Annotated in this window: 17 protein-coding genes; 8 read left to right on the top strand and 9 right to left on the bottom strand. The window is 56.3% G+C overall.

Going from position 1 to position 14424, the window contains the following annotated elements; translation table 11 throughout:
- Positions 1 to 85: 85 nt before the first annotated feature.
- Positions 86 to 1330 (top strand): enterobactin transporter EntS, encoded by a 1245-nt coding sequence (entS, locus tag AC6I8B_RS02100; protein WP_157353484.1) that lies wholly within the window; start codon positions 86 to 88, stop codon positions 1328 to 1330.
- On the opposite strand, the gene fepB is transcribed toward entS, so the two are convergent.
- The gene (gene fepB / locus AC6I8B_RS02095; RefSeq protein WP_033787509.1) at positions 1325 to 2293 is read right to left on the bottom strand and encodes a Fe2+-enterobactin ABC transporter substrate-binding protein; all 969 of its coding nucleotides are present in this window, start codon (positions 2291 to 2293) and stop codon (positions 1325 to 1327) included. The genes entS and fepB overlap by 6 nt on opposite strands.
- A 177-nt stretch (positions 2294 to 2470) precedes the next feature.
- Between fepB and AC6I8B_RS02090 the strand changes: the two genes are divergently transcribed.
- Genes AC6I8B_RS02090 through AC6I8B_RS02070 form a run of 5 tightly spaced genes read left to right on the top strand, consistent with a single transcriptional unit; the run spans position 2471 to position 7326 of the window.
- Positions 2471 to 3649, top strand: coding sequence for an isochorismate synthase (locus tag AC6I8B_RS02090; RefSeq protein WP_157353485.1), 1179 nt, complete (start codon positions 2471 to 2473; stop codon positions 3647 to 3649).
- 10 nt (positions 3650 to 3659) lie between these two features.
- Positions 3660 to 5276 carry a (2,3-dihydroxybenzoyl)adenylate synthase gene (locus AC6I8B_RS02085; protein WP_010251844.1) on the top strand — a complete coding sequence of 539 codons (1617 nt, stop codon included), beginning with the start codon at positions 3660 to 3662 and terminating at the stop codon, positions 5274 to 5276.
- Positions 5277 to 5294: 18 nt separating this feature from the next.
- Positions 5295 to 6149, top strand: a complete 855-nt coding sequence (locus tag AC6I8B_RS02080; RefSeq protein ID WP_052271178.1) for an isochorismatase family protein — start codon at positions 5295 to 5297, stop codon at positions 6147 to 6149.
- Positions 6146 to 6904: a 2,3-dihydro-2,3-dihydroxybenzoate dehydrogenase gene (gene dhbA, locus AC6I8B_RS02075; RefSeq protein WP_022625267.1), complete on the top strand. Its 759-nt coding sequence runs from the start codon at positions 6146 to 6148 to the stop codon at positions 6902 to 6904. Before AC6I8B_RS02080 ends, dhbA begins: the two co-directional genes overlap by 4 nt.
- 2 nt (positions 6905 to 6906) lie before the next feature.
- On the top strand, positions 6907 to 7326 hold the full coding sequence (locus AC6I8B_RS02070; RefSeq protein ID WP_029519501.1) for a hotdog fold thioesterase: 420 nt from the start codon (positions 6907 to 6909) through the stop codon (positions 7324 to 7326).
- Between the two features lie 72 nt (positions 7327 to 7398).
- Here the strand turns inward: AC6I8B_RS02070 and cgtA are convergent, their stop codons facing one another.
- The 3 genes from cgtA to rplU all read right to left on the bottom strand — a co-directional run bounded on the left by cgtA (position 7399) and on the right by rplU (position 9398).
- On the bottom strand, positions 7399 to 8571 hold the full coding sequence (gene cgtA / locus AC6I8B_RS02065) for an Obg family GTPase CgtA (protein WP_003851092.1): 1173 nt from the start codon (positions 8569 to 8571) through the stop codon (positions 7399 to 7401).
- A 242-nt stretch (positions 8572 to 8813) separates the two neighbouring features.
- Entirely contained in the window at positions 8814 to 9071 is a 258-nt protein-coding gene (rpmA, locus tag AC6I8B_RS02060) for a 50S ribosomal protein L27 (protein WP_003851093.1), read from the bottom strand.
- 15 nt (positions 9072 to 9086) lie between these two features.
- Positions 9087 to 9398, bottom strand: a complete 312-nt coding sequence (gene rplU / locus AC6I8B_RS02055) for a 50S ribosomal protein L21 (RefSeq protein ID WP_008925416.1) — start codon at positions 9396 to 9398, stop codon at positions 9087 to 9089.
- A gap of 257 nt (positions 9399 to 9655) precedes the next feature.
- On the opposite strand from rplU, the gene ispB reads away from it, so the two are divergent.
- Positions 9656 to 10627 (top strand): octaprenyl diphosphate synthase, encoded by a 972-nt coding sequence (gene ispB / locus AC6I8B_RS02050; RefSeq protein WP_008925415.1) that lies wholly within the window; start codon positions 9656 to 9658, stop codon positions 10625 to 10627.
- A 238-nt stretch (positions 10628 to 10865) separates the two neighbouring features.
- Complete coding sequence (locus AC6I8B_RS02045; protein WP_022625265.1) at positions 10866 to 11150, top strand: helix-turn-helix domain-containing protein; 285 nt, start codon at positions 10866 to 10868, stop codon at positions 11148 to 11150.
- Between the two features lie 73 nt (positions 11151 to 11223).
- Here AC6I8B_RS02045 and murA read toward each other — a convergent pair whose 3' ends face one another.
- The 5 genes from murA to mlaD form a co-directional block, all read right to left on the bottom strand.
- On the bottom strand, positions 11224 to 12483 hold the full coding sequence (gene murA, locus AC6I8B_RS02040; protein ID WP_010251868.1) for a UDP-N-acetylglucosamine 1-carboxyvinyltransferase: 1260 nt from the start codon (positions 12481 to 12483) through the stop codon (positions 11224 to 11226).
- 66 nt (positions 12484 to 12549) lie between these two features.
- Entirely contained in the window at positions 12550 to 12807 is a 258-nt protein-coding gene (gene ibaG, locus AC6I8B_RS02035) for a BolA family iron metabolism protein IbaG (RefSeq protein WP_010251880.1), read from the bottom strand.
- A 113-nt stretch (positions 12808 to 12920) separates the two neighbouring features.
- Entirely contained in the window at positions 12921 to 13226 is a 306-nt protein-coding gene (mlaB, locus tag AC6I8B_RS02030; RefSeq protein WP_010251883.1) for a lipid asymmetry maintenance protein MlaB, read from the bottom strand.
- On the bottom strand, positions 13226 to 13861 hold the full coding sequence (gene mlaC / locus AC6I8B_RS02025; RefSeq protein ID WP_010251887.1) for a phospholipid-binding protein MlaC: 636 nt from the start codon (positions 13859 to 13861) through the stop codon (positions 13226 to 13228). The genes mlaB and mlaC overlap by 1 nt, the downstream gene beginning before the upstream one ends.
- A gap of 15 nt (positions 13862 to 13876) precedes the next feature.
- Complete coding sequence (gene mlaD / locus AC6I8B_RS02020) at positions 13877 to 14422, bottom strand: outer membrane lipid asymmetry maintenance protein MlaD (protein WP_010251890.1); 546 nt, start codon at positions 14420 to 14422, stop codon at positions 13877 to 13879.
- Between the last annotated feature and the right edge of the window lie 2 nt (positions 14423 to 14424).

The following is a 14424-nucleotide window of genomic DNA, read 5'->3' as shown; positions in this document are numbered from 1 at the left end:
TTGTTATCGTTATTAGTGATTTTTTGTATGTTACCATGACTCCCGGACTCAATGATGAGGAAAATGGGTGCAAAAAAGCGACGTTATGAACAAACCCTCCCACTTTATCGATCTCAGCCTGCTGAGAACCCACCCCGCCTTTCGCGCCATTTTTATCGCCCGCTTTATCTCCATCGTCGCCCTCGGCATGCTGGCGGTGGCGGTACCGGTTCAGATTCAGCAGCTAACGCAGTCGCCGCTGCTGGTGGGTCTGGCGGTGACGCTGGCCGGTGCCGGCATGTTTATCGGCCTGCTGACCGGCGGCGTGCTGGCGGATCGCTATGAGCGCCGACGTCTGATCCTGTTTGCCCGATCCACCTGTGGCCTGGGCTTTGTCGCCTTATGCATCAATGCCCTGCTCCCTTCGCCGTCGGTGATCGCCGTCTTTGTGCTGGGACTGTGGGATGGTTTTTTCGGCGCGATAGGCGTCACCGCGCTGCTGGCGGCGACTCCGGCGCTGGTCGGGCGTGAAAACCTGATGAAAGCAGGTGCGATTACCATGCTGACGGTGCGCTTTGGCGCGATTCTCTCCCCCGCCATTGCCGGACTGGTCATCGCGCAGGGCGGTGTGGCGTGGAACTACGGACTGGCGGCGTTCGGCACGTTGCTGACGGTGCTAACCCTGCTGCGGTTGCCGCGGCTGGCGCCACCGCCGCAGCCGCGTGAGCATCCGCTAAAAGCACTGGTCAGCGGCGTGCAATTCCTGTTTGCCAGCCCGATCGTTGGCATGGCGGCGCTGGTCGGCGCGCTGGTGACGTTAGCCAGCGCGGTGCGCGTGCTCTATCCGGCGCTGGCGCCACACTGGCAGGTCGGCGTGACGGAGTTAGGGCTGATGTATGCCGCCGTTCCGCTGGGTGCTGCCACAGGTGCCCTCACCAGCGGACGGCTGGCACAGTCACCGCAGCCGGGCCGCCTGATTCTGGCGAGTGCTATTGCTGCTTTCGTCGCGCTGGCTCTGTTCAGCCTGATGCCGTGGTTCAGCGCGAGTCTGGTCTGCCTTGCGGCCTTTGGCTATTTCAGTGCCATCAACAGCCTGGTGCAGTACGCGCTGATCCAGACGCTGACGCCTGATGCGTTGCTCGGCAGGATCAACAGCCTCTGGACAGCGCAGAATGTCACCGGCGATGCGATAGGTGCAGCGATGATTGGCGCGATGGGTTCACTGTTGTTGCCGCAGCAGGCGGCCAGCCTGGCTGGTCTGGCAGCCACCGTGCTGGGCATCATCATGTGGCTGCTGATGGCGCGTCTGCGTCGCTATCAACCGCCTGCACCGGCGGAAACGGGATCATGATTTAACGAACAACGTCTCCAGCCGCGTCAGCAAATTGCTGGCGCTGTAGTAGTCGAGCCGGAAGCTATCCAGCCCCAGCGCATAGACCGCTTTTGCGCGCACAGCTGGGGTCTGCGCCAGGAAAGGGTTGCTCATCACCTGTGCGGCGGTGGGCTCTTCAGCGGCAAACAGCAGATATGATTGACCATTAAGGCCTGCCGCCAGATTTTCTCCTGACAGTTGCAGGATATCTTTACGCTGTCCCATGCTGTGACCAGACTGAAGAGTGGCCGGCGGCGTCGCCAGAGTGAAGCCCAGTTGCTGCAGTAATTTCCCCTGCGCCGACGCATCCGTCCACAGATTGACTGCCCGGCCATCCCCGTTCCACACCATCGCTGAAACCGGCTGCGGCGGCAGGGTCAGCTTCGCTTTCAGAGCCTTTTCTCGCGCATCAAACTCAGTTTTCCGGGCGGCAGCTTCCGCTTCATGCCCGGTCGCCTCACCCAGCAACGTCACCAGTTGCTGCCAGCTTTTATCGTCGTAATTCACCACCAGCACCGGCGCAATCGCCGCGAGCTGATCGACCAGTTTTATCGCCGAATCATTCCCGGTGGCGCTGACCACAATCAGGTCTGGCGCTTCAGCAGCAATCGCTTCTGCACTGGGCTCACCAATGTAGAGACGTTTTACGCCGCGCTGTTTGGCCACTTCGCCCCACTGACGGAAGAATCCCTGCTTATCAGCCAGCCGACTGCCGGGTGCAGTTGCGCCACTGGCGACGACCGGCGCGTCAATCGCCAGCAGCGAGCCGGTCAGGGTAACGCTGGTCGAAACGATACGCATCGGTGCCTGGGTCAGCGTGATATTGCCTGTTGCCCCGGCGACAGTTCGCGGCCAGCCGGTCTGGGCAGCAGCGGTAACGCTGAACAGGCTGATGCTCAGGAAAAACAGCGCTATCGCCGATGTGACACCATGTTTACTCATAGATTTTCGTCCACTTTTACCCGGAAAAAGAGAGAGACCATTTGTGCTGATTTAACCGGCCATGCCAGCTGAATCGCCGCGTAATTATTGACACTTTCAGCTAATCAACGTAGGTTACTGGCCCACAATACAAATGATAATCATTATTAGTTATCTTATCATTTATAGGTGGAAATTATGGTGGAATCGCTGGCGTTTGAACATCCCTTGTTGCAGGATTTCCCGGCACTCTGCCGTGGCTTTCTGTTTACCTCTCCCTGGCAAAGCCTGACCACACAGGGCTGTTTTACTACCCTTACCGCGCCGGTAAGGCAGGGTGAGCAGCTGACAGGGGAGTTTCAGCAGCAACTACAGCACCATTTTGCTTCAGCCAGAAAACAGGGCATTGCCCATCCCATTCTGGTGGGTGCAATCCCCTTCGACGTGGATCAGCCCGCTGCGCTGTTTATCCCTGAGTCGTATCAGACCTTTAACCGTGACGATCTCAACGCCAGTGCCTCTCTGGCTGAGGCTGAACTGCCGCAGGTGCGTCGCCGCACGGCGGTGCCGGACCATGACATTTTCATCGACATGGTTGCGCAGGCGGTGGCGGCTACGCAGCGCGGCGATCTGGATAAAGTGGTGTTGTCGCGGCTGATGGATATCGTGGCGGAACAGCCGGTTGATACGGCCGCCCTGATGCAGCGCATCGTGGCGCAGAACCCTAACAGCTATCACTTCCATCTGCCGCTGCCCGATGGTGGCGCGCTGGTTGGCGCCAGCCCGGAACTGATGATTCGTAAGCAGGGCCGCCAGTTCTGCTCCTGTCCGCTGGCCGGTTCAGCGCCGCGTCATCGCGATCCGCAGCGTGACCAGGCCTCTGGCGACAGCCTGATGCACTCAGCAAAAGATCGTCATGAGCATAAGCTGGTCACGGATGCGATGCGCGCGACGCTGCAGCCGCGCAGCCGCCTGCTGTCGGTCCCCGAGACACCTTCACTGCTGACCACCGCAACATTGTGGCATCTCGCTACGCAGATTCAGGGTGACGTGCTGGACGATCGCGAAAATGCGCTGTCACTGGCCTGTCTGCTGCATCCGACACCGGCCCTCAGCGGCTTCCCGCATCAGCGTGCTCAGGCGCTGATTCAGCGACTGGAGCCATTTGAACGTCAGCTGTTTGGCGGCATCGTCGGCTGGTGTGACGATCAGGGCAATGGCGAATGGGTCGTCACCATTCGCTGCGGTACGGTGAATGGCCCGCGGGTGCGGCTGTTTGCGGGCGCAGGCATCGTAGCGGACTCACAACCTGAATCAGAATGGCGTGAAACCGGCGTCAAACTCGACACCATGCTTCGCGCTTTTGGACTGCAATAAAGGAACCTGTATGACGATTTCCTACAGCCGCTGGCCGGACGATCTGGCCGCACGTTACCGTGAAAAAGGCTACTGGCTCGATCTGCCGATGACCGATATCCTGGAACGTCATCGCGACAGCGAGAGCGTAGCGGTGATTGATGGCGAACGACAATTTACCTATCGCCAGCTGGCGGCGCTGAGTGACAACCTGGCCGCGGCATTGCAGCGTCGCGGCCTGAAGTCAGGCGATACGGCGCTGGTGCAGCTTGGCAACGTGGCGGAATTTTACCTGACGCTGTTTGCCCTGTTCAAAATCGGCGTTGCCCCGGTTAACGCCCTGTTCAGCCATCAGCGCACTGAACTGGCCGCCTATGCCAGTCAGATCTCGCCGAGCCTGTTAATTGCCGATCGCAGCCACGCACTGTTCGCCGATGATGCGTTTATTGCGCAACTTCGCCGCGATCAGCGTTCACTCCAACAGGTGATCCTGCGTAATGACGCTCAGACGGAAAACAGCCTCGACGCCCTGCTGGCTGAACCCGCGGGCAACTTCATCGCAACCCCGACCGCAGGCGATGAAGTCGCCTTTTTCCAGCTGTCGGGTGGCAGTACCGGTACACCGAAACTGATCCCACGTACCCATAATGATTACTACTACAGCATCCGTGAGAGTGACGTTATCTGCGATGTTACCGCCGACACCCGCTACCTGATCGCCCTGCCCGCCGCGCATAACTTCCCGATGAGTTCGCCGGGCGCGCTGGGCGTTTTTTACGCGGGCGGACAGGTGATCTTAGCCGCCGATCCCAGCGCAACGCTCTGCTTCCCGCTGATTGAAAAGCATCAGGTCACCGATACCGGCCTGGTCCCGCCCGCCGCCAGTCTCTGGCTGCAGGCGATTCAGGAATGGGGCAGCAATGCTGCGCTGGCCTCGCTGCAACGCATTCAGGTCGGTGGCGCAAAGCTGGGTGAAACGCTGGCCGCGCGCATCCAGAACGAGATCGGCTGCACCCTGCAGCAAGTATTTGGTATGGCGGAAGGTCTGGTGAACTACACCCGACTGGATGACGATGAGCAGACCATTCTCACCACGCAGGGACGCCCGATCTCCCCGGATGACGAGGTATGGGTCGCCGACGATCAGGGTAACCCATTGCCAGCAGGCTCCATCGGTCGCCTGATGACGCGTGGTCCTTATACCTTCCGCGGCTACTACAACAGCCCGGAACATAACGCCGCCAGCTTCGATGACCAGGGCTTTTACTGCTCTGGCGATCTGATCGAGATCACGCCCTCTGGCAACATCATCGTGCAGGGCCGGGAGAAAGATCAGATCAACCGGGGCGGCGAAAAGATCGCAGCCGAAGAGATCGAAAACCTGCTGCAGCGCCATGCGGATGTGATCCACGCTGCGCTGGTCTCCATGAGCGACGAGCTGATGGGTGAAAAGAGTTGTGCCTTTATCGTCACCCGTCAGCCGGTTAAACCGGTAGCGCTGCGTCGTCACCTGCGTGAACTTGGCGTGGCAGAATTTAAGCTGCCCGACCGTATTACCTGCGTAGATGCCCTGCCGCTGACCGCGGTCGGAAAGGTGGACAAAAAACGTCTGCGCCAACAACTTGCCGATCAACAAGCGCAAGCCTGATCTGTCCGGAGATTTTCAATGGCTATTCCACAACTGACCTCTTATCCGCTGCCAGCCGCCACCGAGTTGCCCAACAACAAAGTGAAATGGATGCTGGAGCCGGACCGTGCCGCCCTGCTGATCCACGATATGCAGCGCTATTTTCTCAACTTCTGGGGCGAAAATAGCCCGCTGGTTGAGCAGGTAGTCGACAATATTGCCCGCCTGCGTCGCTACTGCAAAGCGCAGGGTATTCCGGTGTTTTACACCGCTCAGCCAAACGCGCAGAGCGATGAAGATCGTGCGCTGCTCAACGACATGTGGGGACCGGGCCTGAATAAACATCCCGATCAGCAGAAGATCGTGGATGCGCTGGCACCGGATGAGGACGATCAGGTCCTGACCAAATGGCGCTACAGTGCATTTCACCGCTCGCCGCTGGAGTCGATCCTGCAGGAGATGGGCCGCGATCAGCTGATTATCACCGGCGTCTATGCCCATATTGGCTGCCTGACCACCGCCACCGATGCGTTTATGCGCAATATTCAGCCGTTTATGGTGGCCGATGCGCTGGCTGACTTCAGCCGTGAGGAACATATGATGGCGCTGACCTACACCGCGGGCCGTAGCGGAAAAGTGGTGATGACCGCCGATCTGATGCCTGTGCCACTCAGCAAAGATGATTTGCGCGCGTTGATCCTGCCGCTGCTGGAAGATGATGAGGTGCCGGAAGATGATGAAAACCTGATTGATTACGGTCTGGACTCAGTACGCGTGATGGCGCTGGCGGCACGCTGGCGTCAGGTACATCGTGATATCGATTTCGTCAGCCTGGCGAAAAATCCGAGCATTGATGGCTGGTGGGCGCTGCTGACGCGGGAGCCGGCGAAATGAGCCACACATTCGACTTCAGCGGTAAAATCGTCTGGGTAACCGGTGCTGGCCAGGGCATCGGCTATCATACTGCGTTAGCCTTTCATCAGGCTGGCGCACAGGTCGAGGCCTTTGATCAACGTTTTAAGGGCCATGATTACCCGTTTCCCTGCCACACGATGGATGTAGCCGATCCGGCTCAGGTCAAAACGATCTGCCAGCGCGTATTGGCCGTGCAACCGCGCATTGATGTGCTGGTCAACGCAGCCGGTATCTTACGGATTGGTGCCACCGATGAGCTGTCGTTTGCCGACTGGCAGGCGTGTCTTAACGTCAATGCGGGCGGCGCGTTTAATCTGTTCCAGCAGACATTGCCACGCTTTCGCGAACAGCGCGCCGGTGCCATCGTCACCGTCGCGTCTAATTCGGCTCATGCCCCGCGTATTGGCATGTCCGCTTATGGCGCTTCAAAAGCGGCGCTGCGCAGTCTCTGTCAGACCGTGGGTCTGGAGATGGCGCCCTATGGCGTCCGTTGCAACATCGTTTCACCCGGTTCCACCGACACCGATATGCAGCGCAGCCTGTGGCACACACCGACGGGTGAGCAGGAGATGATTGCCGGCTTCCCGGATCAGTTCAAGCTGGGTATCCCGCTGGGCAAGATCGCGCAGCCGCAGGAAATTGCAGCCACCGTATTGTTTCTCGCGTCGGATCTTGCCAGCCATGTGACGCTGCAGGATATTGTGGTTGATGGTGGCGCAACCCTGGGAGCCTGATGATGACAGCGATCTGGAAGCGATCCATTGATCTTCCCGCCTTGAATGCGCTGGGTGAGAACTCTCTGGTGGCCCATCTGGGTATCGTTTTTACCCTGATAGGTGATGATTATCTGGAAGCGACGATGCCGGTCGATGCCCGTACGCAACAGCCGTTCGGGCTGCTGCATGGCGGTGCGTCCGTGGTGCTGGCGGAGTCGATGGGCTCAATTGCCGGATATCTGGCGGTTGAGGAAGGCAGCAGCGTGGTTGGCGTAGAAGTGAATGCCAGCCATCATCGTGCGGTTTCTGCCGGTCTGGTGCGGGGAATTTGCCGTCCACTGCATCTGGGTAAACGCAGTCAGAGCTGGCAGATTGAGATTCGGAACGGTCGGGATCAGCTGTGCTGCAGTGCGCGACTGAGTGTAGCGGTGATGAGCTAGCTGCAGAAAGAACAATGCCCCCTTTCAGGCCTGAAAGGGGGCATTGCATATCACGCTGTAGCAGGCGATCGGTTAACGCTGATAGATAATTTCAACGCCTTCGTCGTCTTCATCATCCCAGTCGTCATCCCACTCTTCATCTTCCACTTCAACCGTGTTTTCAATGGTTTCTTTGTGGTAATCGTCCCACATGAACTCCACTTTCTCCGGCTGCTTCTCTTCAAGCTCCGCTTCTTTCGGGTTAGCGTTGATGAAGCTCATCACGTCCCAGCAGAGTTCGTTGACACCGGTACGGCTTGCGGCAGAAATCAGGTAATACTTATCTTCCCAGCCCAGCGCTTCAGCCACCGCTTTAGCCCGTGACTGCGCCTCTTCTTCACTGATCAGATCAATTTTGTTGAAGACCAGCCAGCGTGGCTTGTTAAACAGCTTCTCGCTGTACTTTTCCAGCTCGCCGAGAATGATGCGGGCATTTTCAACCGGATCGCTTTCATCGATGGGGTCGATGTCGATCAGGTGCAGCAACACGCGGCAGCGCTCAAGGTGCTTCAGGAAGCGAATGCCCAGGCCTGCGCCATCGGCTGCGCCTTCAATCAGGCCAGGGATATCGGCCACGACGAAGCTCTGCTCGCTGTCCATACGAACCACGCCCAGGCTTGGCACCAGCGTGGTAAACGGATAGTCCGCCACTTTTGGCTTCGCTGCCGATACGGCACGGATAAAGGTCGATTTACCGGCATTCGGTAAGCCCAGCATCCCGACATCTGCCAGCAGCATCAGCTCCAGCTGCAGATCGCGCTTTTCACCTGGGGTACCCATGGTTTTCTGGCGCGGACTGCGGTTTACAGATGATTTAAAGCGGGTGTTACCCAGGCCATGCCAGCCGCCTTTGCCGACCATCAGTTTCTGGCCGTGACGCGTCATGTCGCCCAGTGTCTCGCCGGTACCCTGATCGATAACCCGGGTGCCGACCGGCACTTTAACTTCGATATCTTTACCGCGTTTGCCAGTACAGTCGCGGCTCTGGCCGTTCTGCCCACGCTCGGCGCGGAAAGATTTTTCGAAACGATAATCGATAAGGGTGTTGAGGTTTTCATCAGCGATCAGATAAACGTCACCGCCGTCACCGCCATCACCCCCATCAGGGCCGCCTCTCGGGATATATTTTTCGCGGCGGAAGCTTACGCAACCATTACCGCCATCACCGGCGACGACCAAAATTGTCGCTTCATCTACAAACTTCATTTTCTATCTCCGTCACACAATCGCCTGCAGCACTCTGCAGACGGGTCCGCCAGGGTCTTCTGCGCTGACCAGCGGCGGATAAATCAGGATTGGCTTTCGCCAGTGCGTACATAAAGTGTACAGCAAACTTTTGTGATGCGTCGCTTTTACCGCAACAGACCGCAGAATGTAAAAAGCCCCGCAGGAGCTGCGGGGCCTTCAATTCGTGCGTTCAGACGTCAAACGTCTGCGTCACGACAACCTTACTCAGCAACGATGCTGATGTATTTACGGTTGTTCGGACCTTTAACTTCGAACTGTACTTTACCGTCTGCGGTAGCAAACAGGGTGTGGTCACGACCACAACCTACATTGGTACCGGCGTGGAATTTGGTGCCACGCTGACGAACGATGATGCTACCTGCCAGAACAGATTCGCCACCGAAACGTTTTACACCCAGACGTTTTGCATTGGAGTCACGACCATTTCGAGTCGAACCACCAGCCTTTTTATGTGCCATTTGTCAGATCTCCTCTTATGCCGTGATACCAGTGATTTTCACATCAGTGAACCACTGGCGATGGCCTGCTTGCTTACGGTAGTGCTTACGACGACGAAACTTAACGATCTTAATTTTCTCGCCACGACCGTGAGCAACAACTTCTGCCTTGATCATTCCGCCTGAAACCAGTGGCGCGCCGATTTTCACGTCTTCGCCATTAGCAATCATCAGAACCTGGTCAAACTCAATCGTTTCACCGGTTGCGATGTCCAGCTTTTCCAGGCGAACGGTCTGACCTTCGCTTACTCGGTGTTGTTTACCACCACTTTGGAAAACCGCGTACATATAAAACTCCGCTTCTGCGCTTGCCTTTTAGTTCATCAGGCGGCGCGCTAAATATTCACAATAGGGCGCGAATTCTACGCAAAACTCCAGAAGAAGACAAGAGCACTTTGCACACTCTTGCAGAAAAAAAACACAGGCTGAATGCAACCGTTTCTCAGGCAGAAAATTCAAGTACAATCAGTAACAGATTACCTGAACGCTGGCTGGGTAAAAGCACTTACCATGGCAGAGATAACGAGTCATAGCTGAAAAGACGAATGAACTTAGAACAGATTAATGAATTAACCGCACAGGATATGGCTGCCGTTAACCAGACCATCCTCGACCAGCTGAATTCAGATGTCTCGCTCATCAACCAGTTGGGCTACTACATCATCAGTGGTGGGGGCAAGCGTATCCGTCCCATGATTGCCGTGCTATCCGCACGTGCCATGGGCTACAAGGGCGATCTGCACGTGACCAATGCGGCGCTGATCGAATTTATCCACACCGCCACGCTGCTGCATGACGATGTCGTGGATGAATCCGATATGCGTCGTGGCAAAGCGACCGCGAACGCGGCGTTTGGCAATGCGGCAAGCGTGCTGGTCGGTGATTTTATTTACACCCGCGCCTTCCAGATGATGACCAGCATGGGTTCGCTGCGTATCCTGGCGCTGATGTCAGAAGCGGTAAACGTGATTGCTGAGGGCGAAGTCCTGCAGCTGATGAACGTCAACGATCCCGACATCACCGAAGAGAGTTACATGCGCGTGATTTACAGCAAGACCGCGCGTCTGTTTGAAGCGGCCTCGCAGGCCTCGGCGATACTGGCTGAAGCCACACCTGAAGAGGAAAAAGCGCTACAGGATTATGGGCGCTATCTGGGCACCGCTTTCCAGTTAATTGACGACTTACTGGATTACAGTGCTGACGGCGAGACGCTGGGCAAAAATACCGGCGATGATCTGAGTGAAGGCAAACCCACGCTGCCACTGCTGCATGCTATGCAGCACGGCTCACCTGAGCAGGCGAAGATGATCCGTGAAGCCATTGAGCAGGGAAATGGCCGCCATCTGCTGGAACCGGTACTGGAAGCGATGAATCAGTGTGGTTCACTCGAATGGACGCGCAGCCGCGCCGAACAGGAAGCGGATAAAGCCATTGAAGCCTTGCGTATTCTGCCCGAATCGCCGTGGCGCAGTGCGCTGGAGTCGCTGGCGCACATGTCAGTTCAGCGCGATTTCTGATCCCTCACGGAGCCTGACAGGCTCCGTTTTTACATCCCTGCTCTCACTTCTTTTTGTTACCTCTTAGCTGTTGCACTCCTTTTGCATGCCACCCCACAGATCAGATGCTGGATCCAAATATTACTGGAAACTAATGGGAACTATTTGCTATAAAAACCTCAATCTTTCCAGATAACGGTAAAAAGGAAAGCTCACGTCCTGCGGGACGACGCAATGACAGGGAAAAGGAGAACAGGATATGCAAAAAAGGATGGAAGACTGGCACCCGGCTGACATTATCGCGGCGCTGCATAAGCGTGGAATGACACTCGCGGCGCTATCACGCGCAGCAGGTCTCAGTTCATCAACGCTGGCTAATGCGCTCACGCGTCCATGGCCCAAGGGCGAATGGTTGATCGCTGACGCGATCAAGGTTCATCCTTGTGAGATCTGGCCTAGCCGCTATTACGATCCCGAGACCCACTGCCTGCTGGATCGCAGAAAACGTATCCGGGCGCCTGTCGATCATTCCGATACCGCCTGAAAACTCAGGCGATCCTCAGGCGAAAAAAAACCAGCCCCCAAAGGGGGCTGGCTCTTTCAGAGCATCTGCGGGATTACTCTTCGCTGACGCGCTCGATGTTTGCGCCCATGGCTTTCAGCTTATCTTCGATGTGCTCATAGCCACGATCGATGTGATAAATGCGATCAACGAACGTCGTTCCTTCCGCAATACAACCAGCCAGAACCAGGCTGGCAGACGCACGCAAATCGGTCGCCATCACCTGCGCACCTGACAGGGTTTCAACCCCATGACAGATCGCCGTGTTGCTCTCAATCTCAGCATGTCCGCCCATACGAATCAGTTCCGGGATATGCATGAAACGGTTTTCGAAGATGGTTTCGGTAATCACGCCCGTGCCTTCCGCAACCATGTTTAACAGTGTGAACTGCGCCTGCATATCGGTCGGGAAACCTGGATGCGGTGCAGTGCGCACGTTGACCGCTTTTGGCCGCTTGCCGTGCATATCCAGACTGATCCAGTCTTCGCCGGTTTCGATATCGGCACCCGCATCACGCAGCTTGGCCAGCACAGCATCCAGCGTATCCGGCTGGGTTTTGTGACACATCACTTTGCCACCCGAAATGGCGGCAGCCACCAGGAAGGTACCGGTTTCGATACGATCCGGCAGGACACGATAAACACCGCCACCCAGACGCTCTACGCCTTCGATGGTGATTTTATCGCTGCCTGCACCACTGATTCTGGCGCCCAGGGTGTTAAGGAAGTTGGCGGTATCGACAATTTCCGGCTCTCGCGCCGCATTCTCAATCACGGTGGTACCGGTCGCCAGTGTCGCAGCACTCATGATGGTTACGGTCGCGCCAACGCTGATTTTGTCCATGACAATCAGTGCGCCCTTCAGGCGGCCATTGACTGACGCTTTCACGTAGCCCTCTTCCAGCTTGATCTCGGCACCCAGCTGTTCAAGACCGGTGATGTGCAGATCAACCGGACGCGCGCCGATAGCGCAGCCACCCGGCAGGGAAACCTGACCCTGACCAAAACGCGCCACCAGCGGGCCCAGCGCCCAGATTGAGGCACGCATAGTTTTGACCAGATCGTAAGGCGCACAAAATACATCTACCGCGCTGGCATCGACATGCACAGAACCGTTGCGTTCCACCTTCGCACCCAGCTGGCTCAGCAGCTTCATGGTGGTATCAATGTCGCGCAGCTTTGGCACATTCTGGATCTCGACCGGCTCTTCAGCCAGCAGCGCAGCAAACAGAATAGGAAGCGCGGCGTTCTTTGCCCCGGAAATGGTTACTTCACCACTTAAGCGGGTGGGGCCTTGCACACGAAATTTGTCCATTAACACGGCTCTCAATTAACTAGCTAAAGATTGGACTCGCCAGCGACGAGTTCACCCCGCTGGGGATCAGAAACCGTTGAGTTTACGGTCACGCGCCCATTCAGCGGGAGTATAGGTTTTGATAGAGACAGCATGAATGCGGTTATCCGCGATAAATTCCATCAGCGGCGCGTAGACAGCCTGCTGCTTTTTCACGCGGCTCAGTTCGCCAAACAGTTCGCCTACGGCGATCACCTGAAAATGGCTGCCATCATTGCTCATCACATGCACTTCGTCTAAAGGCAATGCTGCCATCAGCACGGCCTGAATTTCACTGTTTTCCATTGGGCTTAACTTCACTTAATAATAATAAGGCTGACATAGTAGAGGAAAGCGGCTGACTCTTAAATACGCAAAAGCCCCTGTTGAAAACAGGGGCTTAGCATAACAACCGGATATCAGGCGCTTTTATCCGCAGAAACAATAATCTGTTGCAGATTGTAAAGCGTTATCAGCGAATGCAGTTTGTCGCTGATGCCCGTAAAGCGAGGGGTAATACCCTGTGCCCGCGCGATTTCCCGCAGATGCACCAGCAGGGCAAGCCCGGAAGAGTCCACACGCTCCAGCGCCGCGACGTCGATGGTATCGACATCTTTAATCAGCGTTTCACGTTGCTGCCACAGGCTCATCAGCGTGTCGCGATCCAGTTCGCCTTTCAGTAATAGCGTGCTGGCTTCCCGCTCCCAGCGTAACGATTCGTGCATTATTGTTGTTTATCCAGCGTGATTGGCTGTGCCGCAGAAGATTTCAGCTGCGCCGTCAGACCATCGATACCTTTGGTACGTAACAGATCGCTCCACTCATTTTGTTTGGTGGTGATCATGCTGACGCCTTCAGCGATCATGTCATACGCCTGCCAGTTACCGCTCTGGCTGTTTTTACGCCACTGGAAGTCGAGGCGAACCGGTGGACGGCCATTTGGATCGATAATGGAAACGCGAATAGCGACAATCTGGGCATCGCCTAACGGCTGCTCAGGCTGAATCTGGTAGCTCTGTCCGTTGTACAGTGCCAGTGCCTGACCATAAGCCTGCGCCAGATAGTCACCAAAGGCGCTGAAGTAGGCTTCACGCTGAGCGGGCGTCGAATCACGATAGTAGCGGCCCAGCACTAACGCGCCCGCATATTTGATCTGCACATAGGGCAGCAGCTCCTGACGCACAATCTGACGCAGGTAGTTAGGGTCCTGCTTGATTTTCGGCTGCTCGTTTTTCAGACGGGTGAACGTCTTTTGCGCCGCTTCATTCATCAGTTTGTAGGGGTTGCTCTGATCGGCTGCGGTTGCCGTCAGCGGTACCGCAACCACCAGCATGGCAATCATCAGTAAACGTTTAAACATGGTATACCCTCTTCTTTAAGGTTGAGCCGGTGCCGCAGGCGCAGCACTGTCGCCTTCCTGCGCATCCTTGTTTTCACTGTTTTGTTTATTATCGCCGCTCTTATAAAGGAACTGACCGATCAGGTCTTCGAGCACCATGGCGGATTTCGTATCGCGCAGCGTATCGCCATCTTTCAGCATCGCTGAACCCAGTTCAGGATCGTCAAAACCTAAGTTGAGTGCCAGGAATTGCTCACCCAGCAGTCCCTGAGTGCGAACCGCCAGCGAGCTGGTGTCTGAAATTTTATTCGCATACTGATCGCTGATGTCCATGGTGACACGCGGCAGCAGCGTTTTCGGCTCTAACTCAATATCGGTCACCCGGCCAATCACCACCCCACCAATCTTGACCGGTGAACTGGCTTTGAGACCACCAATATTGTCAAAGGTGGCGTAGAGCTTCCACGTCGGCTCGGTGCCCATTGACTTTAAATCGGCGACGCGCAGCGCGAGAAACAGCGCCGCCAGCAACGCCATAATCATAAATATGCCAACCCAGATTTCGCTTTTTTTGCTTTGCATTG

It is taken from the genome of Pantoea sp. X-Soil-ISGK-285 (assembly GCF_059730815.1).
The sequence above is the reverse complement of the archived record's forward strand: the minus strand, read 5'-3'. Positions and strand labels throughout refer to the sequence as shown.